Source organism: Proteus sp. G2609 (assembly GCF_963896135.1).
Taxonomy (GTDB): domain Bacteria; phylum Pseudomonadota; class Gammaproteobacteria; order Enterobacterales; family Enterobacteriaceae; genus Proteus; species Proteus mirabilis.
The window spans coordinates 107,464-132,502 of sequence record NZ_CAWQNB010000009.1; the positions used below are offsets into that span (position 1 = coordinate 107,464).

24 protein-coding genes and 1 other RNA gene are annotated in these 25,039 nt (G+C 41.3%); 12 read left to right on the forward strand and 13 right to left on the reverse strand.

The features are described 5' to 3' along the window. The first annotated feature begins 250 nt into the window (after window positions 1-250). From AACV01_RS03700 to AACV01_RS03720, 5 genes are all read left to right on the forward strand, one after another. A complete protein-coding gene (locus tag AACV01_RS03700; protein WP_004245245.1) occupies window positions 251-919 on the forward strand; it encodes a DedA family protein in 669 nt (222 codons plus the stop codon). A 244-nt stretch (window positions 920-1,163) separates the two neighbouring features. Next, window positions 1,164-1,469, forward strand: coding sequence for a DUF883 family protein (locus AACV01_RS03705; RefSeq protein WP_004245246.1), 306 nt, complete (start codon window positions 1,164-1,166; stop codon window positions 1,467-1,469). A 6-nt stretch (window positions 1,470-1,475) separates the two neighbouring features. Beyond that, entirely contained in the window at window positions 1,476-1,886 is a 411-nt protein-coding gene (locus AACV01_RS03710) for a phage holin family protein (protein ID WP_004248939.1), read from the forward strand. Continuing rightward, window positions 1,870-2,175 (forward strand): YqjK-like family protein, encoded by a 306-nt coding sequence (locus tag AACV01_RS03715; RefSeq protein WP_004245248.1) that lies wholly within the window; start codon window positions 1,870-1,872, stop codon window positions 2,173-2,175. The genes AACV01_RS03710 and AACV01_RS03715 overlap by 17 nt, the downstream gene beginning before the upstream one ends. Window positions 2,176-2,346: 171 nt before the next feature. Continuing rightward, window positions 2,347-2,739: a DoxX family protein gene (locus AACV01_RS03720; RefSeq protein WP_012368850.1), complete on the forward strand. Its 393-nt coding sequence runs from the start codon at window positions 2,347-2,349 to the stop codon at window positions 2,737-2,739. Window positions 2,740-2,811: 72 nt separating this feature from the next. Here the strand turns inward: AACV01_RS03720 and AACV01_RS03725 are convergent, their stop codons facing one another. Continuing rightward, window positions 2,812-3,714 (reverse strand): LysR family transcriptional regulator, encoded by a 903-nt coding sequence (locus tag AACV01_RS03725; RefSeq protein ID WP_004245250.1) that lies wholly within the window; start codon window positions 3,712-3,714, stop codon window positions 2,812-2,814. A gap of 114 nt (window positions 3,715-3,828) precedes the next feature. Between AACV01_RS03725 and AACV01_RS03730 the strand changes: the two genes are divergently transcribed. Further along, window positions 3,829-4,533, forward strand: coding sequence for a pirin family protein (locus tag AACV01_RS03730; RefSeq protein WP_020945163.1), 705 nt, complete (start codon window positions 3,829-3,831; stop codon window positions 4,531-4,533). 106 nt (window positions 4,534-4,639) lie between these two features. On the opposite strand, the gene rnpB is transcribed toward AACV01_RS03730, so the two are convergent. Further along, an RNA gene (gene rnpB, locus AACV01_RS03735) (RNase P RNA component class A) lies at window positions 4,640-5,014 on the reverse strand. 59 nt (window positions 5,015-5,073) lie between these two features. Next, entirely contained in the window at window positions 5,074-5,952 is an 879-nt protein-coding gene (rsmI, locus tag AACV01_RS03740) for a 16S rRNA (cytidine(1402)-2'-O)-methyltransferase (RefSeq protein WP_004248938.1), read from the reverse strand. 61 nt (window positions 5,953-6,013) lie between these two features. On the opposite strand from rsmI, the gene AACV01_RS03745 reads away from it, so the two are divergent. The 4 genes from AACV01_RS03745 to dolP all read left to right on the forward strand — a co-directional run bounded on the left by AACV01_RS03745 (window position 6,014) and on the right by dolP (window position 9,469). Continuing rightward, window positions 6,014-7,786: a penicillin-binding protein activator gene (locus AACV01_RS03745; RefSeq protein WP_049196385.1), complete on the forward strand. Its 1,773-nt coding sequence runs from the start codon at window positions 6,014-6,016 to the stop codon at window positions 7,784-7,786. 104 nt (window positions 7,787-7,890) lie between these two features. Beyond that, window positions 7,891-8,268 carry a YraN family protein gene (locus AACV01_RS03750; protein ID WP_004245256.1) on the forward strand — a complete coding sequence of 126 codons (378 nt, stop codon included), beginning with the start codon at window positions 7,891-7,893 and terminating at the stop codon, window positions 8,266-8,268. A 22-nt stretch (window positions 8,269-8,290) separates the two neighbouring features. Continuing rightward, window positions 8,291-8,881 carry a DnaA initiator-associating protein DiaA gene (gene diaA / locus AACV01_RS03755; protein WP_004245257.1) on the forward strand — a complete coding sequence of 197 codons (591 nt, stop codon included), beginning with the start codon at window positions 8,291-8,293 and terminating at the stop codon, window positions 8,879-8,881. 9 nt (window positions 8,882-8,890) lie between these two features. Then, a complete protein-coding gene (dolP, locus tag AACV01_RS03760; protein ID WP_004248935.1) occupies window positions 8,891-9,469 on the forward strand; it encodes a division/outer membrane stress-associated lipid-binding lipoprotein in 579 nt (192 codons plus the stop codon). 94 nt (window positions 9,470-9,563) lie between these two features. Here the strand turns inward: dolP and ureG are convergent, their stop codons facing one another. The 7 genes from ureG to AACV01_RS03795 are packed head-to-tail and all read right to left on the reverse strand — an operon-like array spanning window position 9,564 to window position 14,583. Then, entirely contained in the window at window positions 9,564-10,181 is a 618-nt protein-coding gene (gene ureG, locus AACV01_RS03765) for an urease accessory protein UreG (RefSeq protein ID WP_004245259.1), read from the reverse strand. A gap of 9 nt (window positions 10,182-10,190) precedes the next feature. Beyond that, the gene (locus tag AACV01_RS03770) at window positions 10,191-10,859 is read right to left on the reverse strand and encodes an urease accessory protein UreF (RefSeq protein ID WP_012368848.1); all 669 of its coding nucleotides are present in this window, start codon (window positions 10,857-10,859) and stop codon (window positions 10,191-10,193) included. A gap of 27 nt (window positions 10,860-10,886) precedes the next feature. Further along, a complete protein-coding gene (gene ureE, locus AACV01_RS03775) occupies window positions 10,887-11,372 on the reverse strand; it encodes an urease accessory protein UreE (protein ID WP_004245261.1) in 486 nt (161 codons plus the stop codon). Window positions 11,373-11,399: 27 nt separating this feature from the next. After that, complete coding sequence (gene ureC, locus AACV01_RS03780; RefSeq protein ID WP_049199601.1) at window positions 11,400-13,103, reverse strand: urease subunit alpha; 1,704 nt, start codon at window positions 13,101-13,103, stop codon at window positions 11,400-11,402. Continuing rightward, window positions 13,100-13,426, reverse strand: a complete 327-nt coding sequence (locus tag AACV01_RS03785) for an urease subunit beta (RefSeq protein ID WP_004245263.1) — start codon at window positions 13,424-13,426, stop codon at window positions 13,100-13,102. Before AACV01_RS03785 ends, ureC begins: the two co-directional genes overlap by 4 nt. Before the next feature lie 8 nt (window positions 13,427-13,434). Continuing rightward, a complete protein-coding gene (gene ureA, locus AACV01_RS03790; RefSeq protein ID WP_004245265.1) occupies window positions 13,435-13,737 on the reverse strand; it encodes an urease subunit gamma in 303 nt (100 codons plus the stop codon). A gap of 21 nt (window positions 13,738-13,758) precedes the next feature. After that, a complete protein-coding gene (locus AACV01_RS03795; RefSeq protein WP_004248933.1) occupies window positions 13,759-14,583 on the reverse strand; it encodes an urease accessory protein UreD in 825 nt (274 codons plus the stop codon). A gap of 493 nt (window positions 14,584-15,076) precedes the next feature. Here AACV01_RS03795 and AACV01_RS03800 point away from each other — a divergent pair, with 493 nt between their 5' ends. After that, window positions 15,077-15,958, forward strand: coding sequence for a helix-turn-helix transcriptional regulator (locus tag AACV01_RS03800; RefSeq protein WP_004245268.1), 882 nt, complete (start codon window positions 15,077-15,079; stop codon window positions 15,956-15,958). Window positions 15,959-15,961: 3 nt separating this feature from the next. Here the strand turns inward: AACV01_RS03800 and mtgA are convergent, their stop codons facing one another. The 3 genes from mtgA to arcB form a co-directional block, all read right to left on the reverse strand. After that, the gene (mtgA, locus tag AACV01_RS03805; RefSeq protein ID WP_049199599.1) at window positions 15,962-16,663 is read right to left on the reverse strand and encodes a monofunctional biosynthetic peptidoglycan transglycosylase; all 702 of its coding nucleotides are present in this window, start codon (window positions 16,661-16,663) and stop codon (window positions 15,962-15,964) included. A 20-nt stretch (window positions 16,664-16,683) separates the two neighbouring features. After that, the gene (gene elbB / locus AACV01_RS03810) at window positions 16,684-17,334 is read right to left on the reverse strand and encodes an isoprenoid biosynthesis glyoxalase ElbB (RefSeq protein ID WP_012368845.1); all 651 of its coding nucleotides are present in this window, start codon (window positions 17,332-17,334) and stop codon (window positions 16,684-16,686) included. Window positions 17,335-17,570: 236 nt separating this feature from the next. Next, entirely contained in the window at window positions 17,571-19,907 is a 2,337-nt protein-coding gene (gene arcB, locus AACV01_RS03815; RefSeq protein WP_004245272.1) for an aerobic respiration two-component sensor histidine kinase ArcB, read from the reverse strand. A gap of 665 nt (window positions 19,908-20,572) precedes the next feature. On the opposite strand from arcB, the gene gltB reads away from it, so the two are divergent. Next, entirely contained in the window at window positions 20,573-25,030 is a 4,458-nt protein-coding gene (gene gltB / locus AACV01_RS03820; protein ID WP_161682456.1) for a glutamate synthase large subunit, read from the forward strand. The last annotated feature ends 9 nt before the right edge of the window (window positions 25,031-25,039 follow it).

Consider the following 25,039-nt stretch of genomic DNA (forward strand, 5'->3'; position numbering starts at 1 on the left):
TTTAAAACAACGTATCCTAAACTGGAAAACAAAAGTGAATGTCTTTTTTCAAATATTCTTGCTCAATGAAGCGCTTGTAGGGTATTTAAGTGAAAAAATTTTCTGTCTAGTTTTTATTGATTTTGTTAGAGTGTTGCTGTTTTAAACAATGAAAAATAAACCCTATGATATGTATTACGGGTAAATAGATAACAAGAGAGAATGTTTTTGTATTTACCCCCGAATGACTCAGTTTTAGGAAGCCTTTTATATGGAAATCGTAAGAGAGCTGTTCTTGGCGCTTTGGCATCAAGATTACGAAACCTTAGCGAATCCCTCACTGCTTTGGATTATTTACATTTTATTATTCAGCATACTATTCCTAGAAAACGGAGTACTACCCGCAGCTTTCTTACCAGGAGACAGCTTATTAATTTTAGTGGGTGTGTTAATTGCTAAAGGAACCATGGATTTTCCATTAACCTTACTTATTCTAACGGCAGGTGCTAGCTTAGGTTGTTGGCTGGGTTATCTGCAAGGGAAGTGGCTTGGTAACACCCGACTTGTACGAAGTTGGTTATCACATTTACCAGAACACTACCACCAACGAGCCCATGGACTTTTCCATCGACATGGCTTGGCGGCGTTACTTATTGGTCGTTTTCTCGCTTTTGTTAGAACATTATTGCCGACTATTGCCGGCCTTGCTGGCTTACAAAACGGTCGTTTTCAAGTTTTTAATTGGCTAAGTGGTCTGTTATGGGTTGGTATTTTAACCACATTAGGCTATTTATTAGGAAATAGTCCGTTATTCCGCCAATATGAGCATCATTTAATGAATTTTCTGATGCTACTGCCTGTTTGTTTATTAGTGATTGGCCTAATCGGGAGTGTATGGGTCGTCATTAAGAAGAAAAGTAAACAGAGTAATCAACCGTAATCTATCGCTATTTCTATTATTTTTTATAGCGTTAATATTTAGCATCTTAAAGCCTGTTTTATGATTAAAACAGGCTTTTGTTTTTTATTTCAAGCTATTACTGATTATTTTTTTAATATCACCCTTGGCAAGAATAAGACTTTTCTCTTTTTTAGGGAATAAAGTCATTATTTAATTTTATTATATGGTAAATCTAGTCTATTGTTATAGGTATAACCTCATATCTTGATTAAAGGAGTTACTCATGTCACACCAACGTTCAAATGAAGATCTGCGTAGTGAATTAAAATCTCTGGCTGATACTCTAGAAGAAGTTCTGAACTCCTCGGCAGATAAATCAAAAGAGGAATTACAAAGTTTACGAGAAAAAGCTGAATATGCGCTACGTGGCTCTCGTGCAAAACTCAGTGATGCAGGTAGAGAAATCGTCGATAACACTAAAGAAATGGCGGGTAAAGCGGACAACTATGTGCGTGAAAACCCATGGACAGGTGTTGGTATTGGCGCGGCAGTAGGTGTCGTACTCGGTGTTCTACTTTCGAAACGTTAATCCATAATGAGTGATACTCAAAGACCACAGGGCCCCGCATCCGGGGTTCTGAATTCTCTTAGTCGTATTGGCGCTGTTATCGTTGGCATGGTTGAAACCCGCCTAAAATTAATCGCCATCGAACTAGAAGAAGAAAAAATTACACTTATTCAGCTTATTTTAATGGCGGGGATCACCTTATTACTCACCGCCTTTGGCTTAATGAGTCTACTTATTCTCCTCTTTTGGGTGATCCCACCTGAATATCGTATTCATGCTTTAGCGATTACAACGGCTATTTTGCTAGTTGGTGCCTTAATAGGTGCTATCATGACATTGAGAAAAGCCCGCAATTCAACGCTGTTAGGTGATACTCGCCAACAACTAGAATTAGATAAGCGTCTTTTGGAGCAATATCGCGATGAGCAAACAAAATAGACGCACCCTAGCATTAGCAAGACGCAAAAAGCTGTTGTTGGATGAAATTCAACAACAGCGCACTCAATTAGCGCAAGAGGGGCAAACATGGTTAGAGGTCACCGCGCCTTATGATAAAGCATGGAATATCTTAACCTCGTTAAAACCTATCTTGTTAATAGGGGCAAGCGTGGTATCTCTTTATAGCATTAAGCACCCTAAAAAACTGGTTCGTTGGGGACGACGGGCGATAGGCGCTGTTGGTTTAATACGCACATTACAGAAGTCTGTCAAAAAAACCGCTGACTAAACATCAATTTTTTTGTGTAAGAATGTTAATTCTTCTTAATATCCTCCATATTATTTTTTCTTTATTGTATATCTCAAGCCAAACAGTGGTTATTTACACTAAAAACTGGCAATTAAACAAATAAAATACAGATATATTAAATAATATAAAATTTTATCAGGAATAAACATCATGAAGAATTTTGAAAACATTGCCTTATTAATCGCACGTATTCTCATGCCAATTTTATTTATCAGCGCAGGGTATGGAAAAATTGAAGCCTATGAAGGTACTCAACAATATATGCAATCAATGGGTGTTCCGGGAGCCTTATTACCTTTAACCATTTTATTAGAGTTAGGGGGTGGATTAGCCATATTATTCGGTTTCTTAACTCGCACAACGGCTATCTTTACCAGTGTATTTACGCTGTTAACCGCACTACTGTTCCACACTAACTTTGCAGAAGGTGCAAATCAGTTAATGTTTATGAAAAATATGACTATTGCGGGTGGCTATTTATTACTGGTTATCACAGGTCCGGGTAAATGGAGCTTAGATCGCCTACTTAAGAAAAATTGGTAATAATAGATTTAATAATAAAAAGATCCTCTAGGGGATCTTTTTTAATTGTATTCTCAAACTCTAGCGAACAAACTATTTTTTATCTGCGGCAAAAAGTTTAGGAATTTCGCGTAAACACCAGGATTTAGCTTCTCCCATGCTGTCTCTGCGCCACGCCATAATAATATTATTTTCATGATGATATTCAGGGCCAACCACACGTAAACGCCCCTCTTTTAAATCATCTTCAATTAAATCAATAGGCATAGTAGCAACCCCTAAACCGGCAATTAATGCTCGACGTTTATCTTCAATCGAACTCACCGTTAAACGACGCTGTTTATCTAATAACAGTACAGTTAAAACAGGTCGTTCTCTTGCGGTATCGGCGATAGCAATACCGCGATATTTTAAGCGAGTTTCTTCTGCAAGTGGTTCAGGTTCATTATGGATAGGGTGATCAGGGCTGGCAACATAGACACTGGTGGTATTATATAAAGGGCGGAAATTGATTTCTGATGAAGAACGAAAATGCATATCCGGTGAAATAACAATATCACATTTACCACTTTCCAAGCTTTCCCATGCTCCAGCAAGCACTTCGGTGACTAAAGAGAGTTGTGTATTTGATTTTTCAGCTAATTTTTCAACTAACGGGAATAAGCGAGATGCGGGTGTTAATGCTTCACACACAATCGTAATATGTGGCTCCCAACCACGAGCTAGCGCTTCAGCATCAGAAGTTAATTTATCTGCAGCTTCAAGAAGAATACGCCCTCTTTCAAGTAACATTCTTCCCACATTAGTAAATTTAGTTCGATGTCCTGAACGGTCAAATAGCACAACATCCAAATCTTCTTCTAATTTCTGCATGGTATAACTGAGTGCTGATGGGACGCGATTTAGCTCATCAGCGGCGGCAGCAAAACTTCCTCTACGATCAATGGCATCCATCACTCGTAGAGATTCCAATGTAATGGCTTTATCTTTACTCATTATACTTATCTCTATCAAATAATTTGATTATTGGCACCAGATTAACTTGCTAACAATCTACAGTCCATATCTCTAAGATGAATATATTGATTAATCGACTCGAAAAGTACCGCGATGATAAAATACAGAACAGCACAACAGTGTGGCAAAGCGGACTATGGCTGGCTACAAGCTCGCTACACATTCTCCTTTGGCCACTATTTCGATCCTCATTTTTTAGACTATGGCACATTAAGAGTACTGAACCAAGAAGTGCTCGCACCAAATTCTGAGTTTAAAGCAAAAACCTATCCTCATGTGGATGTCGTCAACCTGATCTTAAGAGGTGAAGCGACTTATCTTGATAATATGGGGCGAACACTTACCGCCAAACAAAACGAGTGTTTATTAATTTCGCCTCATAATACAGAAACTTACATTGAAAGAAATAGTAGTCCAGATACCCCATTAACTCGTATTCAATTATGGCTAAACGCGTGTCCACAACAAGAGAGCATCGCTTCACAAAAATTAGCTTTAAATGAAGATTTAAAATATCAATTATTGGCTTCCCCTTCAGGGGATAATGGCAGTTTGATGCTAAGGCAAAATATCTGGCTCTATCATATTAACTTAGCACAAGGGGATGAAATAACCTTGCCGATCCAGGGTCAGAAAGGCTATTTGCAATCTATCAAAGGCGGTATCCATTTCCAAACCTCAGAGCAAGAGCTTGGGGAAATCCGTTGTGGTGATGGTGCTTTTATTCAAGATAGCAATATGCTAGCGCTAAGATGTCAAAAGGCTTTTCGTGGTCTTTTTATTGATATCGTTTCTTAATCAGCTAGCGATATCAGCGAGCAATCATTTATCATCACACTAGCAATAGCAATAAAGCAGAAAACCCTCGAGCCACGAGCCACAGAGTGAATCGAGGGTTTTATATAAGGTGAGTTGACCGTTAAGCCGGGTTCTGTCGTGGACAACCATTCATCTAGGCCAGAACTTGCGCGCTGGCTCCAGCAACCTACCCGGGTTCAATGCGGGCCGCACCATAAGAACCCCTATTTGGTCTTGCTCCGGGTGGAGTTTACCATGCCACAAACTGTTACCAGTTGCGCGGTGCGCTCTTACCGCACCCTTTCACCCTTACCTGATCCTGTAAACAGGCCATCGGCGGTTTACTCTCTGCTGCACTTGTCGTAGGCTCGCGCCTCCCAGACGTTATCTGGCACCCTGCCCTGTGGAGCCCGGACTTTCCTCCCCTCTATCCGTCTCCCCGAAGGGACAACGATAAAGCAGCGGTTGTCTAGTCAACTCAGGGGGCGGATTATAAGGATTTTCCGCGTTAATGTATAGCGAAAGAAACAAAAAATCGTTTTACTGATCTTGTTCCGCTTCATTTTGCGCAATGACGTGTTTGTACAACGCATTTTTCTTCACGCCATAAATCTCAGCGGTAACTGCTGCCGCCTTTTTCAAAGGTAACTCTTTTTGTAAAATCGCCAATGTGCGTAATACTTCTGGGGCAAAATGGTCTTCTTGTGGCTTTTGATACCCTTCAACAATTAATACCATTTCCCCTTTACGGCGATTTTCATCTTCACGAACCCAGTTAAGTAATTCCCCAACAGGCATTCCTTGAATGGTTTCCCACGTTTTGGTTAATTCTCTTGCCAATACAACATAGCGCTCTTCCCCCCAAACCGTCACCATATCCGCTAAACTATCTAATAAACGGTGGGTGGACTCATAAAAGATTAAAGTACGTGGCTCTTGTGCTAAATCACGCAAACAATCTTGACGACTTTTTGTTTTTGCTGGTAAAAAACCTTCATAACAAAAACGGTCAGAAGGTAATCCGGCGGCTGATAGCGCGGTAATTGCCGCACATGCCCCAGGTAATGGCACCACTTTTATACCGTTTTTGCGACACTGATTGACTAAATGATAGCCGGGATCATTAATTAATGGTGTACCTGCATCAGAGACTAATGCGATACTTAGCCCTTGTTGTAATTTGCTAATTAATTGATCTGCTTTTTGCTGTTCATTATGATCATGTAACGCAAACAAACGTGCGTTAATGGCAAAATGCTGTAATAGAAGCCCTGTATGTCGGGTATCTTCTGCAGCTATTAAATCGACATGAGACAGCACATCAAGTGCCCGCTGGGTGATATCGCCCAGATTACCAATGGGTGTGGGTACTATGTACAGTGTGGATGTCGTTACCGCTGCTCGATTAGGTTGATTCATTGTTTATTCCGAATGACCGATTTAAAATTGAGCATAATTATAAAACATCACTGGGTACAGTATGCTTTCCTCAATTTTTGTGCGTTTTAAAACAGGTTTATCCTATACTGCAATACTTTCTGCCTTGATTATGTCAGGTTGTACCCTGACGGGGCAACAACAACAGCCACTGACACCTGCTGAAAAAGCGCAAGTGGAAATGAAACAATTTCAGAAAGTCATTGATGATGCGAACGGACAAGCCTCTTTAGATGTGATCCGTGCCTATATTGGCCTAGAACCCCTTATCACTGATCCTGTATTACATCAGCAAAATATTGATGATACTTGGTTAACACTCACGAAGCTTACACCTGAACAACGTCGTAGTGTGGTGATCAAAGCTGATGAAAATACATTACAAGGCTGGTTAGATTTACTCAACACTTATGAATATAACCAAGATGATGCGGGTAAATTATCCCAAGCAATACGCGAATGGCAAACACGCTATCCACGCAATCCAGGAGCGCTAACATTACCGACGCTGTTATTGCGCCAATCACAATCTGCCGTCAGTAACAGCGGAAAAATCGCATTATTATTACCGTTAACAGGACAAGCTAAAGTGTTTGGTAATGCTATTATGCAAGGCTTTACCGATGCTAAAGAAGGTTTACCTCAAGTTCAAGCTAACGCAGCGCCAGAAGCGCCCCAACAAGATAGTTTAGCTTCCATTTTAGCAGAATTAGGTATTTCATCTTCGAATGCAGACACAGCAACAACGGAAAACGATAATTCAACGGATGATAATACAGCGGAAGGCGCTGAAAATAGTGATGCTACTTCAGCAAAAGAAACCGAAGCCTTTGCGGGTAATAGCCGCGTGCAATTAGATCCTATTGTCCAAAATAATCGCCAAGTGATTATGTATGATACCAATAGCCAACCCATTGATCTGTTACTGAAACAAGTGCAACAAGAGGGTGCTGATTTAATTGTGGGGCCACTATTAAAACCCGAAGTGATCAAAACTATTGAATTAAAAAGTGGTTTACCTGTTTTAGCACTAAATGAAGTTGATAATATTCCTCTTGCTACTACAGTGTGTTTCTTTTCACTTTCCCCAGAAGATGAAACTCGTAATGCGGCTCAACACTTACGCCAGCAACAAAAATCTAACCCACTCATTATCGTTCCTGACAATAAATTCGGTCAAAGAATGGCACAAACTTTTGCGGATGAGTGGCAGCGTAGCGGGGGTGGAACCGTCTTACAACAAACTTTTGGCTCTCTTGATAGTCTAAAAAGTTCAATTAATCGCGGCGTGGGTATTCGAATGACAGGAACCCCGGTATTGCCAACAGACAATGCACCACTGCCATTAGATACCGCCTCAATGCCAACAACAAACGGTGCTATTGATTCTGTGTATATCATTGCCACTAGCGATGAGTTAACATTGATTAAACCAATGATTGATATGGCAATCAGTACCAAAAAACGCCCACCGATTTATGTCAGCTCACGCAGTAATCAAGGGGGAATGGGGCCAGATTTTCGTATGGAAATGGACGGTATCCAATTTAGTGATATTCCTCTTATGACGGGAGCAAATTTACCGTTAATGCAAAAAGCATCCAGTAAATTTGCGAACGATTACTCATTAATGCGCCTTTACGCTATGGGTATTGATGCATGGTCATTAGCAAACAATTACAATGAACTCACCAAAGGAACCTTACAGTTCAATGGTGTTTCTGGCTCTTTACGTGTGGAAGATAATTGCACTATTTATCGACAACTCCCATGGATGCAATTTAAACAAGGTAAAATTGAACCTGTGGGACAATAAGTAAGCAATTTACCCCATAAACCGCCTCTTTGAAGTCTCCGGATAAGGAGCTGACTTTATCTTGAGGCGGTTTATTTATAAGAGATAACATCAGGAAATCATGGATGATTATTCCTAAAAGTACTTATCTAGTCGGACAATATTATGAGAGAAAAGCGTTAAATTACTTGCGCCAACAAGGGTTAAAGTTAATTGAGCGTAATGTCCGATATCCCTGTGGAGAAATTGATCTTATTATGCAGGGTAATAGAACATGGATATTTGTTGAAGTCCGCTTTCGGCGTAGTGCACAATTTGGTGATGCAATCAGCTCAGTGACCTACAGTAAACGGCGCCGTTTATGGTACGCCGCCAATTGTTGGTTAGCTCAACGCCAACAAAGTATCGAGACGGTTAACTGTCGCTTTGATATTTGTGCATTTGATCAACGCCAGTTAATATGGCTAAAAAACATTCTCGATCATACGGAATTTATTCGTTAAATTAGATTATATAGGTCTTAACGTGCTTGATAGAATAAAAGTCTGCTTTACAGAGAGTATTCAAACTCAAATTGCAGCAGCAGAAGCGTTACCCGATGCCATTTCCAGAGCTGCCATGATGATGGTTCAATCTTTGTTAAACGGACATAAAATATTAAGCTGTGGCAACGGTAGCTCAGCAGCAACGGCTCAACGCTTTGCTGCTAGTATGATCCATCGTTTTGAAACAGAGCGCCCAAGTTTACCGGCATTATCTTTAAATACCGACAGTGTTGTGATGACCGCCATTATGGGAAATCAGCAACATGATGAAATTTATGCCAAACAAGTACGGGCATTAGGGCAAGCAGGTGATGTACTGTTAGCTATTTCCACTCATGGTAATAGCAGAAGCATTATTAAAGCTGTTGAAGCCGCTGTTACTCGAGATATGACCATTGTTGCACTGACTGGCTATGATGGCGGTGAGCTTGCTGGATTACTAGGCCCTCAAGATGTGGAGATCAGGATCCCCTCTCAACGTACAGTCAGAATACAGGAAGTGCAGATGTTAACGGTCAATTGTCTCTGCGACTTAATTGATAATACATTATTCCCACATCAGGATGACTAAGGAGTTACTATGAAATTGCTTCCGATTACCGCAGTACTTTGTTCCGCGCTATTGCTACAAGGCTGTATTGGTGCCGCTGTTGTGGGTACTGCTGCCGTTGCTGGCAAAACCGCAACCGATCCTCGTTCATTAGGACAACAAGTTGATGATGGCACATTGGAAGCCCGAGTTTCTGGTGCTCTAAATAAAAACCAACAGATCAAGAACAGTAATGCGCGCATTGTCGCCACCGCTTATCAAGGTAATGTATTGTTAACTGGGCAAAGTCCAGATATGTCGGTTGCTGAGACGGCCAAACAAGTTACCAGCAAAGTGGAAGGAGTAAACAATGTTTATAATGAAGTTCGCCAAGGTGAGCCTGTGACATTAGGCACTGCTTCTTCAGATACATGGTTAACCACTAAAGTACGTTCACAAATTTTAGCTAGCGATGCCGTCAAATCATCTTCCGTAAAAGTGATCACCGAAAATGGCGAAGTATTTTTATTAGGGATATTAACCCGTCAAGAAGGGGCAGCAGCCGCTAAAATTGCCAGTGAAACCAAAGGTGTTGTTAAAGTAACAACGGCATTTACCTATCTAAACTAAATGTATCGCTGATGGGTATCACGTGGTGATAGCGTATTATTTTACCAGTATCGGTCATTGTAACAGCGATAACCGATACTGGTACTCATAGTGATTAACGTCTCAACATACCTTTATCAATAATAAAATCGATAATCGTCTCTAAACCTACTTTCTCTTTTAAGTTAGTAAAAACATAAGGTTTCACAGGACGCATTTTTGCTGTATCCGCTTCCATCACTTCTAATGACGCTCCCACATAAGGCGCAAGATCGATCTTGTTGATCACCAGCAGATCAGAATGTGTGATCCCCGGCCCCCCCTTGCGAGGGATCTTCTCACCTTCTGCAACATCAATAACATAAATAGTAAGATCAGCCAATTCAGGGCTAAAGGTCGCACTTAAGTTATCTCCACCACTTTCGACAAAAACAATATCTAAGTTTTTATGGCGCATCGCCAACTCTTCTACGGCAGCCAAATTCATTGAAGCATCTTCACGAATAGCCGTATGAGGACATCCTCCTGTTTCAACACCAATGATCCGATCCGCATCAAGAGCCTGCGCACGAGTTAAAATTTTTGCATCTTCTTGTGTATATATATCATTGGTAACAACGGCGATTTGGTAACTATCGCGCATAGCTTTACAAAGAACTTCTAATAGTGCTGTTTTTCCTGATCCAACAGGGCCACCAACACCAATACGCAGTGGTTGATTATATTCTTGCATCTCTTTATCTCATGAACGAAAAAGTCGAGTATATTGAGTTTCATGGCGACTACTGGCGATCACTTGAGCTGGCGTAAAACTGCCAATATCCTCTTGTGGCCAATGTGCCGATAACTCAACAATAGCGGGGATCTGCTCAGCTAGAGCAAACAACATTTTTTGCCCTGCGCTTTGCCCTAATGGCACCAGTTTTACCCCAGACATCACCGTATTTTCTAACCAGCCCCAAACATAGGCACAACAGAGCTTTTCACTATCGATATGCCAATGCACGGCAGCTAACGCAAACGCCATTAATTGCGTCTGTTTAACCCGCTGTTGTAACGTATCGTCTAATTCAATGCCTAATTGAGGAAGTAAACGGGCAAAAGCGATCCCCCGTTGACGCTCTTCCTGCCTTAACTCTTTGGTTTCGCGACTTGCGACCATAAAGTCACACCAATATTTCACTGTATCGCTATCACCCTTTGCCAAACTCGTTTGTAATTGCCGCAATATAGGAAGCTCGAGTGTGGCTAATGTTCCGGTCATTTGTGCGCTTAACCAATCTGACAAGGTTTCTGCTGAGCATACCCAACCTTTTTCAATGGCCCACTCTAACCCTTGAGAATAAGTAAAAGCACCTACCGGAAGAGAGGGGCTAACTAATTGATATAAGCGCAGATCAGCTAGCATCATGCACCTCCTTTGATGATCGCTGTGCCATTAATGGTGGTGATCATGGTGGTGGTGATGACCACCGGATGATCCACCATAAGCCCCCGGCTCAGGTTGGTATTTTTCTAAGCCAACCACCACCGTAGCCCCTAAGCCGCGAGCCATATCATCTAATACATGATCGTGAAAATAACGACACCAACCCGCTTCTATTTGCAATGGTACATGTCGGTTACCTAAGTGATAACAAACACGAGCAAGCAATAATGGATCGTCACTATAAACCGTTGATACTTGCTCTTTAGCCGCTTCAATGGTGACAACATCGCCCTCTTCTGACAGCAGAATATCCCCCTCTTTAAGTACGGTGCCTCGAGGCAAAAATAGCCCGGCTTCTTGCCCGTCACTTAAAGCCACTTTTAAGCGACTTTTGGTGCGCTCATCCATGGTAAGACAAAGGGTTAACTTTGGCTTTTCTGTAGAGGTTAGTTCAAGCGCTTTTTGTTGATCAATAATCTGAGTAAATTTTTTCATTCAATAAATTCTCAATAAAAACGCTGGTTAAAATAAGAAATAGCGTTGAGCCATCGGTAATTCAGTCGCTGGCTCACAAACCAGTGGTACACCATCCGCTTTAACAATGTAAGTTTGTGGATCTAATTCGATATGAGGAACATAGTTATTGTGGATCATCGAAGCTTTTGTGATATGACGACAGCCCTCCACACGACCAATTAAGCTTTTTAAGCCTAATTTTTCTGGCACTCCCGCCTCAATACCCGCTTTTGACATAAAGATCATCGACGTTTGATATTTGGCTTTTCCTAAACAGGCATACATTGGACGATAATGAACCGGTTGCGGGGTTGGAATAGCCGCATTAATATCCCCCATTGGCGCATAAGCGACCATACCACCTTTTATGATAAGTGCCGGTTTGACGCCAAAGAAAGCAGGATCCCATAGCACGATATCCGCAAGTTTACCTTTTTCTATTGATCCCACCGTATGAGCAATACCATGTGCCAGTGCCGGGTTAATCGTGTATTTAGCGATATAACGTTTAATACGATTATTATCATTATCTGCGCTATCACCCGCTAATGTGCCTCGTTGCAATTTCATTTTATGTGCACACTGCCAAGTGCGTAAGATAACTTCTCCGACTCGTCCCATGGCTTGTGAGTCTGACGACATCACCGAAATTGCCCCCATATCATGTAAGATATCTTCTGCAGCAATGGTTTCGCGACGAATACGAGATTCAGCAAATGCCACATCTTCAGGAATAGAGGGATCGAGATGATGACAGACCATCAACATATCAAGATGCTCGTCCACGGTATTAATGGTATAAGGCATCGTTGGGTTGGTTGATGCAGGTAAAATATTGGGCTCTCCTACCGACTTGATCACATCAGGGGCATGACCGCCACCTGCGCCTTCGGTATGGAATACATGGATCACTCGACCGGCAATGGCTTTTACTGTCTCTTCATAAAAACCACCTTCATTTAAGGTGTCAGAGTGAATAGCCACCTGTACATCCATTTCATCGGCGACATTAAGGCAATTGTGAATTGCCATTGGCGTTGCCCCCCAGTCTTCATGTATTTTAAGACCTATAGCACCCGCTGTTATTTGTTCGCGGATTGCTTCGGGCTGACTGACACAACCTTTGCCAAATAAACCCACATTAATAGGTAATTCATCCACCGCCTCTAACATGCGGTGCATATTCCAAATACCGGGGGTAACTGTGGTTGCATTAGTACCCGCCACAGGGCCTGTTCCTCCACCAATAAAGGTGGTTACGCCAGAAACGAGACCTTCTTGGGCTTGTTGTGGACAAATAAAGTGGATATGGGTATCAATACCACCAGCAGTGACTATTTTACCTTCTCCAGCGACAACTTCTGTTCCGGGGCCAATGACAATATCCACATTGGGCTGAACATCTGGATTACCTGCCTTGCCAATACCGACAATACGGCCATCTTTAATGCCAATATCTGCTTTTACAATGCCCCAATAATCTAAAATAATGGCATTGGTGATCAGAACATCGACACACTCAGCACTAACAACTTGGCTTTGCCCCATACCATCACGAATAACTTTACCACCACCAAATTTGACCTCTTCGCCATAAGTGGTGAAATCTTTTTCAATTTCAAGAAACAGCTCGGTATCTGCTAATCGCAAACGATCGCCTGTTGTTGGGCCAAACATATCCGCATAAGCTTGACGTGAGATAGTTTTCATTTTTTCTCACTCTCCAATTTACCCATCACTTTGCCATGAAAACCATAAATTTCACGTTTTCCTGCAAAAGCCACTAACTCAACAGTGCGACTTTGACCTGGCTCGAAGCGCACAGCCATACCAGCAGGAATATTTAAACGAAAACCTAATGTCTCTTCTCGTGCAAACCTGAGTGCCTCATTCACTTCATAAAAGTGGTAATGAGAGCCGACTTGTACAGGTCTATCGCCATGATTAGCCACCTGTATGGTTTTTGTCTCGCGACCAGCATTCAGTTCAATATCGCCTAATGCTGCATTAACTCTAATTTCACCGGGGATCATGTTATTACCTACACAATAGGTGAGTGAATTGAAACCAATTTGGTGCCATCGGGGAAAGTGCACTCTACTTGAACATCTTTTATCATCTCTGGCACCCCTTCCATTACTTGCTCTGCGGTTAAAACAGTACGTCCTTCACTCATTAATTGAGCAACTGTTTTCCCCTCTCGTGCGCCTTCCATAATGGCGCAACTAATCAAGGCGACAGCTTCAGGGTAATTAAGTTTTAATCCCTTAGCTAAACGTCTTTCTGCAACAAGGCCTGCAGTAAAAAGCAGTAATTTATCTTTTTCTCTTGGTGTTAATTCCATTTCTGCTCCTAAAATAAACGATTATGTCGCCCAGATCCGCGGTGGCTCAGGGCAATAACCTAGCCAGTGCTGTCTGACGATTTGCCATACTTGCGCAAAACACGCCATCATCGGCTCGGTTTGCGTCCCTAATACACGTAAAACTAAAATGCCATCAACATCCGTTAAACCATATTCAACTAGGGGATTTACCTTCTCTAAATGGTGTTGAATAATCTCTTTTAATGCATCGGTTGCAGGATAAATATAAAGCGAGCCAAACATAGGAAATTCACGCATTGCGGCAGCTTGTTTTTGTAAGCCTTCAACCCGCATTGACTCTGTTAAAATTAATCTCTCATCAACATAAAAATTTAAGCGCCCTTTTACCTTGCCAGTTTCAAACCACTCATTTAAAACTGGGCGTCCAAAACACTGCATTTCCCAGCCGATAAATTTCGCTGATGAGGCTAAATGAATATGTGTGGTTAAACACACTTGAGCATCAGGAAAAAAGATATTCTCTTGGGGTAACCACTCTAAAAAGCCCTCTTGTGCAACCGTCAATGTCTGCGTTTGCGATGCAGTGCCTCCTGCACTACGATAAAATTTTGTCGCCCCCGGCGTTGTTAATAGGGCATGTGCGTAAGGTTGCACATTAATATTAATGGATAACGTATCACCACCGACCACCCCACCAGGAGGATGCAACAAATAGGTATGTGCAACACCTTGCTCTGGATAAAAAGGTCGCTGAACCATTAAGGGGCCGAGATGACGTTTTTCAGTAAGACATGTCTTTCCTCGCTTTAACTCATATCGTAAAGCGATGTCAGCAAGCCAACCCTTCTCAGAAAAGTCAGGCATACCCACTCCTGCCAACTTGGCAAAATTGATCAAATAAATCAGGAAATAGACGAATATATACCGCACTACCCATCAGATTATGTCATTCAAAATCACCGAGAAAATAATGAAATGAATGTTGGGTAGGGTGTGAATAAAGATAAATTGCATTTTCCTCAAACAGGATAAAGCGCTCCATCAATGCCGCGCGATTTTACACCGAGTTTCAAAAAATGCGTTTTAAATAAACAGCAATTTGTTTAGAAAAAATAACAATGGTAAAAATAAAAGTAAAAAATGAACAGATATCGATATTGTTATTGCTCAGCAACAAGATTATATTCTGAGCCACTCTTATACTATTCGGTATAACGACGCGGTTTCGCAATAGGAATATTGTGATAATAAAACCCATGCTTACTGCTTATAAGTTCACAAATTAAGTGGTTAACTTTAAGCTTTGTTTATTTTAACCCATGTTCATTTTGAACTTGCCTGTGGTATATCTAAGACAATGGAATACAAACACATACTTTCTTCTAACCAAATATCCTTAAAAACGTTTTACATCGAAAACCCGATGATCGCGATGGTATATGGTGCAAAAGGTGAGATTTGTATTAATGGGCAAACTATCACAGTCACCACTAATCTCACGTTGATTATTCCTAAATATAGTCAAGTTTCTTGTGATGTGACAAATTTTTTCCCGACCAAACCGATTGAATTACATACCTTAGTACTGTCTGAAACTGAATTACAATCTGTGTTCTCTTTACTTAAACCATTAATAAAATCAGGGGCGCCGATTACTCGTCATCTTCCTGATTATCATCTATCAACACCTGAGGTGGTTAAAACTAATTTTACGTTACTTCAGCAATGTCTACCGCTTGAACATGGCACCCCCTCTCAAGAGACCCTGTTTATGCAACAGAGCCTCTTTTTTATTTTGCTGGCGGTTTATCACGAAGGGGTCGATATTCTTAATATTTTTCGTTTTAATTATGATGAGCCAAAAAATCAGGCGATTACTCATCTAATAACACAAGATCCGCAACGTAAATGGCATTTAGAGGATGTAGCAAAAACGCTCTATACTACGCCATCAACATTACGTCGTCATTTAAGTAAAGAGGGCGTTTCGTTTTGTCAATTACTGTTGGATGTCAGAATGGGGATCGCATTAAATTACCTCACCTTTTCTAACTATTCTGTGTTTCAAATTAGTCATCGCTGTGGTTTTGGTAGTAATGCTTATTTTTGTGACGCATTTAAACGTAAATATGGTATGACACCATCGCAATTTCGCACTCAATCCCGCCAAGCAAACGATCCGAATGCAATAGCCACAATGGCGTCACAAAATGACGAATCAATAAAAAAAGTATTTTAATGGTTATAACAACGCATTTTTGCTTAAAAACGAAGTTCCTCCCATTAATCGCATTTGATTTAAGATCCACTGCTGTCGTTTTAGCAAATACGCGGAAGGCTTATTAACATGAAGAATATGTGGATTAGGTAAAACAGCGGCTAATAAAGCCGCCTCATGGGCGGTGAGTTGTTTAGCCGGCTTGTGAAAATAGTGCTGAGAAGCCTGCTCAACCCCAAAAATACCGTCGCCAAACTCTACGATATTCAGATAAACGGTTAAAATACGTTTTTTAGACCAAATTAGCTCCACCACTGGCGTCATTCCGGCTTCAAGTCCTTTTCTTATCCAACTACGCCCATCCCACAAAAATAAGTTTTTGACCGTTTGTTGTGAAATAGTAGAGGCACCTCGTATCGTTTTTGAGCTTTGCAGGCTATTTTGGAAAACTTTTTCAATCGCATCGAAATCAAATCCCCAATGTTTTGGAAAATTTTGATCTTCAGAGGCTATTACCGCTAAATAGATCTGTGGGGATATCTCATTTTCACTAACCCATGTAGAATGGGATACATAAGAAAAATCAAACTTACTCCACGAAGAAATTTGTCTTTGTAGCATTACAGCAGAAAAAGGCACCGGTAAAAAAGAAAACAGGACAACTATCCCTAACCATAAAGCAATTAGAATAATTAATAGTTTCTTTAACTTTCTCACTAGTACCATCTGCTGTATTCACTCTATTGTTATGCCATTTCTAGTACTTTTTTAACCAGCTTCTCAATCCCCACCTGAGCTTGTGCTATCGATTCTGCCAGCATATATGCAGGGGTGGTCACAACCCGATACTCATCATCAACCACTATTTCGTCGACAGGACAATTAATATGTATCCCTCCCATTTCGGTGATCATTTCTGCCGTTTTTGCATCATTACCAATGGTTAGTTTTACTGGGGCATTTAACATCTTTGGTAACATAACGGGGGCGATACACATTAAACCTAGTGGTTTTTTCTGTTGATGCATCTTTTGAACAAAAGTTAAGAGCTGTTGGTTAATTTCACACTGAACACCTTTCGTGGCGAAATTACATAAGTTCTTTGCTGCACCAAAACCTCCGGGGATAATTACTGCATCAAAGTTTTCAGCCTTAGCATCTGATAAAGGCGATATTTTCCCACGAGAAATACGCGAAGCCTCCTCCATCATATTCCTTTTTTCTGCTTTTTCTTCTCCAGTAATATGATTAATTACAGTAGGTTGAAAATCATTAGGTGAAAAATAATGAACCTCAGCTTTATTTTGGCTTAAAGCAAGCATTGTGAGCACTGATTCGTGAATTTCACTGCCATCAAAGACACCACAACCACTTAAAATTACCGCAATTGATTTCATATCTTTCTCCATTTGTAGTAGATTACTAGTTACCCATTTATAGGTGTAAACACCAATCGCCATCACATATTTAAATGTTTCTTGTAACAAAAAAACTTATATTTGCTATTTTGTTGCTTGTATGATGTATGGAATAGCTTCATCCTATTCGCCTATGTAATGATAATCAAAAAAGCGAGTAGAAAAGTTTCCCTGGTGTTGGCGCAGTATTCGCGCACCCCAACCTTCGGTTGGGGTTATTTTTTTCTAGCGTCTGCCAACCAGTTTCTTAAACTTTCTACATCCTTTCTCCAATCTCTTTCTAACTCGTCTACCCATTCCTGAACATTATCCCACCATGCAGGTAATTCTGGAGATTGGATCTGTTTTGCCAGTTGCTGTAAATGTTTTAAACCTATAGAGCCTGCCGCGCCTTTGATTTTATGTCCTTCCTCAGTGATGCCCTTTTGATCACGTGCCGTCAGATTAGATTCAAGGACAGACAGGTAACTTGGCATCATCTTTTCAAAAACATCTAAACCATCCGTGATTAATTGAGGTCCGACAAGTTCGATGTATTGATTCAGCATGTCGATATCGAGTAACTCTTCATTTTTACTCAACAATTGAGGTGACTCACTCGATGTCACGGAAACCGCTTCATCTCCCCAGAATTTATTAATAATGGCTGTCAACGCATCCACAGAAAGCGGTTTACTAAGCACATCATTCATTCCAGCGTCTAAATACTCTTTTTTGTCTTTTAAGACATTGGCGGTTAAGGCAATCAATGGCGGCAATTCACTGCTATCAAACTCTTGACGTAATTTTCTTGAAATATCAAATCCGGTCATATCAGGTAATTGAATGTCTAACAGCACTAAGTCATATTCACCCGGCTTAAACATTTGCAAAGCCTCTTGCCCAGTCATCGCCACATCTACCGTGTTGCCTAATTTTTCTAATACTGAACATGCTACGATAACATTTAGCTCAATATCCTCAACCAGTAAGATATTAAGGGCTGGAAGCAATAATTCATCATCCTCTTCAAAATCACTTTGCTCTTTAATCGCAGGAGCGACAATGGAAAGCGTAAAGATAGAACCATGTCCTAACTCACTCTCCACATGAATATCGCCTCCCATATGCTGTGCTAAGCGTTTTGAGACAGCAAGACCAATACCTGTTCCCGTTGCAGAACGTCCACCTTGACTGTCGTTGACCTGATAGTACATGGCAAAGATTTTCTCAAGTTCACCTTGAGGGATACCAATACCACTATCTTTTACCTCAAAGAACAACTTATCAGGCGCTTCTTGCCAAATGCGTACTTTAATTTCCCCTTCTTGGGTAAATTTCACCGCATTACCAATTAAGTTCCATAAGATTTGACGCAAACGAGTCCCATCGGTGGTAATTTTATGCGGTAACGTTTCTTGCGCTTCTAAGGTGAATTTTAACCCTTTAGGTTGGACTAATAATCCCGATAGGTTTTCTAAATCAGAGATAAATTCAGTAAAGTCGATAGGTTGGTTATCAAGCTGGATCTTTCTGCGCTCAATTTTATCCATTTCAATCACATCGTTAAAAATATTACCTAACGTTATGGCACTGACATGGATAGTTTTTAAGTAGTTGAGCTGTTCTGGTGATAATTCGGTATCCAATAAAATACGACTTAACCCCACAATCCCATTAAGCGGCGTACGTAGCTCATGGCTGATTGTAGAAATAAAGGTGGTCTTATCACGGCTAGCATTTTCTAACGCGTCTTGATAGCGCTTACGCTCTGTAATGTCACGTCCAAAGCCCATTAAGCCGTGACGCTTACCAATTCGGTCATAAAAGGGCACTTTGCGTAACTCAAAACACGCTTTACGCCCATCCGGATACACCAACCACTGCTCATAAGTGAGTGACACATTATGGCGAAAGACTTTCTCATCGGTTTCCATCACTTTGACGGCGATATCTTCGTCATACACATCCAGTGGTGTTAAGCCAATTAATTGTTTTTCACTTTTACCGGTCAATAGCTCTGTAGCACGGTTACAACCAGAAAACTCATTATCTTCGTTGCGATAGTAGACCAGATCTGGCGAGGCATCTAAGAAGGAGCGTAACAAGGAAGATTGTTGCTCTAGTTCAATTTGCGTCAATTCACGACGCTTCATTTCACTTTTGAGTTTTTCCAATAGTTCAAGATGGGCTTTTTCTACTTTTTCACGCTCTTGGATCTCTAAATTTAATTGCTCAATATTCTCTTTTAATTGTGAATTCAGCTCTAAGTCTCGCTGTCGCATTACGCCTAATTTATCGACCATCCGCGATAAACGACGTCGTGATTCTTCAAGTTGCTCTACCACCACGGAAAGAAAATAGACAGCCCAAGGGGTAATAATCAAACCAAAGAAGATAGAGCGTACCAGATCGATACTAGTGACATCACCGGCAAGTAGGAATGTCACGGCCATCTGTACGACCATCGCTAATACAACCAATGCGGATGCTAACAGTAATGAGAAGCGGATTAACCCTAGCCTCATCATTAAATCTACATAATATTGGGCAAGCCCTTTGAGCAATTTCATTGAAAACTCCAATAGATTGAATCTAGAGAATGATACCTTAAAAATACATTGACGAAGTGGTGAACATTCAGAAAATTGTAGCCAAAACACGATTTTTCACCTTGTATCTTGCCTTTGCATTATTTTGTATCAGTGATCCTCCTTTTCCCGCGGGTATTTATAAAAACAATTTATAGAGGTATTACATAAATAATAGTTATATTCTTTACCAAAGAGAGAAATTAAAAAATGCAATTTGTCTTTTTTTAGATAAAAAGTATAAAAACAATAAAATACTAAAATAGATTAATAATTAAGATAAATTCACTGGCATTATCTAACATCAAAGAATGCAATAAAGCAGAACCCCATAAAAAAAGTGAGATAGCTCACACTCACTATCCCATAACCAATGAAATAATTTTCAAATAATATTTTTATTTATCAAATAATTAAAGAAAAAAAACGCTCATCACGCTGGCTATAGTCAAATATCCTTGCTGATTGACCTGTTTTTTATTTATCGATAATTTGACTAGTAGCTTAGCAAAATAAAAAACCGAGATAGCAAAGCTAAAGACACCATCACCCGATGAGCACCCATAAATTTACCTACACCCTTGAGACAAAATCGTTCCTTTTGCGCTCGTTCTTGAGGTGCCCATAAACTGAGTAGGAAGCAAACTATGCTCTATCAAAAAACAGCGGAAAAAGAGAATTGTGGTTTTGGGTTAATAGCCCATATTGAGGGGAAAGCCAGCCATAAAATTGTCAGAAATGCGATCCATGGCCTTGCCCGTATGCAGCATCGTGGCGCGATCCTTTCTGATGGAAAAACCGGCGATGGTTGTGGGTTATTATTACAAAAACCAACGCGTTTTTTTCAGTTAATTGCCGAGGAAAATGGCTGGCATTTAGCGAACAATTACGCAGTAGGCATGCTGTTTCTAAGCCAAGATAATGCTATCGCTGCACAGTGCCGTCAAATTGTTGAAGAAGAATTGCAACGAGAAACACTCTCTATCGTTGGCTGGCGTAAAGTACCAACTAACACAGATATTTTAGGCAGTATCGCCCTCTCTTCTTTACCGTCAATAGAACAAATTTTTGTCAATGCGCCTGCCGGATGGCGTATTAATGATATTGAGCGCCGCTTATTTATCGCTCGTCGCCGAATTGAAAAACGTATTACCGATAATGATTTTTATATTTGTAGCCTCTCTAATTTAGTGACTGTCTATAAAGGGCTGTGCATGGCAATTGATTTGCCTCGCTTTTTTACTGACTTAGCGGATTTACGGATGGAATCGTCCATCTGTCTTTTTCATCAACGTTTTTCCACCAATACCACCCCAAAATGGCCGCTTGCGCAGCCTTTTCGCTATCTTGCCCATAATGGTGAAATCAATACCATTACCGGAAATCGTCAATGGGCAAGAGCAAGAGCCTATAAATTTCATACACCGCTGATCCCCGATTTACAAACTGCAGCGCCTTTTGTAAATGAGAGTGGCTCAGACTCAAGCTCACTGGATAATATGCTCGAACTCTTTCTTAATGGGGGGATGGATATTGTCCGCGCTATGCGCCTATTAGTGCCGCCCGCATGGCAAAATAATCCACAAATGGATGATGATCTACGTGCTTTTTTTGATTTTAACTCTATGCATATGGAGCCTTGGGATGGACCTGCGGGGATCGTGTTATCTGACGGTCGCTATGCAGCCTGTACACTAGATAGAAATGGCCTGCGTCCAGCTCGCTATGTTATCACGACCGATAATATTATTACCTGTGCTTCTGAAATTGGCATTTGGGATTATCAACCTGATGAAGTTCTAGAAAAAGGGCGTGTCGGCCCTGGCGAACTAATGGTAATAGATACTTATCAAGGTCGCATTTTACATTCTGCTGAAACTGACGAAGATTTAAAAAGGCGACACCCGTATAAACTTTGGTTGGAGCGTAACGTTAAACGCCTGATCCCTTTTGAGCAATTGCCTGAGCCACAAGCGACAGGAGAGCGCGCTTTTGATGATAGCTTACTGGCGACATACCAAAAACAGTTCGCTTATAGCCAAGAAGAGCTGGAAACGATTTTGCATGTACTGGCTGAAAATGGGCAGGAAGCCACCGGCTCGATGGGAGATGACACGCCCTTTGCCGTACTTTCTCAGCGTCCACGCTTAATTTATGACTATTTTAGACAAAAATTTGCGCAAGTGACCAATCCGCCGATTGATCCATTAAGAGAAGCGCATGTGATGTCTTTAGCAACCTGTATTGGTCGCGAAATGAATGTCTTTAGTGAAGCGGAAGGACAAGCCCATCGCCTCAGTTTTAAATCACCCATTTTGCTTTATAGTGATTTTCAACAATTACTCAATCAAGAAAGCCCTTATTATTCATCCATCACGCTAGATATCACCTATCAACCGACTGAAAATAATTTAGAAACCGCACTACACATCTTATGTGAAACGGCGCAACAAGCGGTTAATCGTGGCGCAGTATTACTGGTTTTATCCGACAGAAATATCACTCAAGCGCGATTACCTATTCCTGCGCCTATGGCGGTAGGTGCGGTACAAAAAGCCTTGGTAGATAATAATTTACGCTGTGATGCCAATATTATTGTTGAAACTGCAAGCGCCCGTGATCCCCACCACTTCGCTGTACTATTAGGTTTTGGCGCAACCGCTATTTACCCTTACTTGGCTTATGAATCCTTAGCGCAACGAGTCGATAAAAAAATATTGTCGGGTACTTATGCGCAAGTCATGCTCAATTATCGTAATGGGATCAACAAAGGTCTGTATAAGATAATGTCCAAAATGGGGATCTCCACCGTTGCCTCTTACCGTTGCTCACAGCTATTTGAAGCCGTAGGGTTGCATGATAATGTCGTTAAACGTTGCTTCGATGGGGTTGATAATCGTATTAACGGTGCAGATTTTAGCGATTTTGAACAAGACTTATTTAATCTATCCAAACGTGCTTGGCTAACTCGCTATCCTCTAGACGCTGGTGGGTTATTAAAATATACCCATCAAGGAGAATATCACGCCTATAATCCTGATGTGGTTCAAGCGTTGCAAAAAGCGGTAAATAGTGGTGACTATGCTGATTACCAACATTATTCCCAATTAGTGCAACAACGCTCTATTACCACCTTACGTGATCTATTAGCTCTCAATGACACAACCCCTATTGCAATTGAAGATGTCGAAGCAGAAAGTGAACTGTTTAAACGCTTTGATACTGCGGCGATGTCAATTGGTGCATTAAGTAAAGAAGCCCATGAAGCCCTTGCGCAAGCAATGAATACCTTAGGCGGATTTTCAAACTCTGGAGAAGGTGGTGAAGATCCGGCACGCTACAACACCAACAAAGTTTCGCGTATCAAACAGATAGCTTCAGGTCGTTTCGGTGTCACGCCGTCTTATCTAATGAGTGCGGATGTATTACAAATCAAAGTGGCACAAGGGGCAAAACCCGGTGAGGGTGGCCAGTTACCCGGTGATAAAGTCACGCCTTATATTGCGCAACTGCGTTATGCCGTACCGGGCGTCACACTGATTTCCCCGCCTCCCCATCATGATATCTACTCTATTGAAGATTTAGCACAACTGATTTTCGATTTAAAACAGATTAATCCCCGTGCGCTTATTTCTGTCAAACTGGTCTCTGAGCCGGGTGTTGGTACAATCGCCACCGGAGTCGCTAAAGCTTATGCAGACTTAATTACTATTGCAGGTTATGACGGCGGTACTGGTGCCAGCCCATTAACGTCAGTTAAATATGCAGGTAGCCCTTGGGAATTAGGGCTAGTAGAAGCGCAACAAGCATTAGTTGCCAACAATCTGCGTCATAAAGTGCGCTTACAAGTTGATGGTGGATTAAAAACGGGGGTTGATATTATAAAAGCGGCCATTTTAGGAGCTGAAAGTTTTGGTTTCGGTACCGGGCCAATGGTGGCGTTAGGCTGTAAATATCTGCGAATTTGCCATTTAAATAATTGCGCTATGGGGGTTGCAACCCAAGATGAAACCCTACGCCGCCAACATTTTCATGGTTTACCTGAGCGCGTTATCAACTATTTCCGCTTTATTGCCCAAGAAACCCGTGAACTTATGGCACAACTTGGCGTAAGGAAAATAACCGATTTAATCGGCAGAACGGATTTGCTTTCTTGCTTAGAGGGGATAACCAGTAAGCAGCAAAAATTATCACTCACAGGATTATTAGAAACCGCGTCCTCTCCTACAGGTAAAGCGCTCTATTGTCAGGAGCACAATGATACTTATGATAAAGGAGAATTAAATCAACGTATTGTTGCGCAAACCATCACAGGCGTCGAACAAAAGATAAGCCAAACCCACTATTTTTCCATTCGTAACACAGACCGTTCAGTGGGAGCCACGTTATCCGGGCTCATTGCCAAAACCTATGGTGAAAGTGGTTTATCTGCTACACCAATAAAACTTCACTTTACGGGTACTGCTGGTCAAAGTTTTGGCGTTTGGAATGCGCAAGGGGTGGAATTAACCTTAGTGGGTGATGCCAATGATTATGTCGGGAAAGGCATGGCGGGTGGACGCATTGTTATTTCACCGCCAGTCGGTTCTGCCTTTAAAGCCCATCAGACCACGATTATGGGAAATACCTGTTTATATGGCGCAACAGGTGGAAAACTCTATGCATCTGGATTAGCGGGTGAACGTTTTGCAGTCAGAAACTCTGGCGCCATTGCGGTGATTGAAGGGGTTGGGGATAATGGCTGCGAATATATGACCGGCGGTATTGTCTGTATTCTTGGTAAAACAGGGATTAACTTTGGTGCAGGGATGACGGGGGGCTTTGCCTATCTGTTAGATGAAGATACCACACTATCACAACGGATCAATAACGCCTCTATTGAGCTTCTTCCCGTGGCTAATTATGCGATTTTGGCAGAGCATCTTCGCGGTATGATCGCAGAGCATGTACGGCTAACTGGCTCCCAACAAGGAGAAAGACTACTTTCTCAATGGGAATATTGGTCACAACACTTTAAATTAGTCAAACCTAAATCGAGTGATGTTCATGCCTTATTAGGTCATCCTCGCCGTTCAGTCGCTGAATTACGCGTTCAGGCACAATAGGAGAAAAAT